This window comes from Oligella sp. HMSC05A10 (assembly GCF_001808335.1).
In the GTDB taxonomy this organism is placed as follows: domain Bacteria; phylum Pseudomonadota; class Gammaproteobacteria; order Burkholderiales; family Burkholderiaceae_B; genus Oligella; species Oligella urethralis.
This window is the reverse complement of the sequence record NZ_KV792960.1, coordinates 1-554: the sequence shown is the minus strand read 5'-3', so window position 1 is coordinate 554 and position 554 is coordinate 1. Positions and strand designations below refer to the sequence as shown.

The 554-nt window shown below is 33.6% G+C and carries 2 protein-coding genes; both read left to right on the top strand.

Annotated elements, in window-relative coordinates; translation table 11 throughout:
* Nucleotides 1–212 (top strand): hypothetical protein (locus HMPREF3144_RS11825; RefSeq protein WP_210394316.1); only part of this gene is annotated, 212 nt, incomplete at its 5' end.
* Nucleotides 209–554, top strand: a 346-nt coding sequence (locus HMPREF3144_RS11820; protein WP_210394315.1) for a hypothetical protein, incomplete at its 3' end; no start/stop codon positions are given. The genes HMPREF3144_RS11825 and HMPREF3144_RS11820, both read left to right, overlap by 4 nt.

Sequence of the window (554 nt, the reverse complement as noted above, 5' to 3'; positions counted from 1 at the left end):
AACCGATTCATGAGAAGTATTTAAGTGATTATGAAGTTTTTAGAAATGCTTCTAAAAACTTAACATCTGAGTATATTTATGGTTTTATTCCTAACATCTTAAATGAGAAACAATGGCAAACAGAAGGGATCGATTTGTTAGATTACGAATCAAGGGTAAGTTATGGTTGTAAATTATTAGGCTACTCTGAGAAGCAAGGGTGCAAGCCATGAGAAGGTCTTACTGGCAATACCTCTTATGTTTAAGTGCATCACTTTTTTTGATTGGTACAATCTACGGATTATTAGCCTCGATTTTTATGGTTCATGAGTCTGGCGATTGGAAAAAATTTTTTTTGTTAGATACTTTGGGAGGAGTTTTCGGCGTTGCTATTGTGATCTTTCTTTATTTGTTACCTGCCTTGCTATTAGCTTCCATAATAAGGTGGGCGTTACAGAAGTATAAAGTAATAGCGTTTTGTTGCAATCTTCTGTTGTTTCATATGTATATTTATGTAGTGTATGTAAGGCCGATACAAAATCTTACTGAAAGAGTTTTTGATATCCCAAAAGATA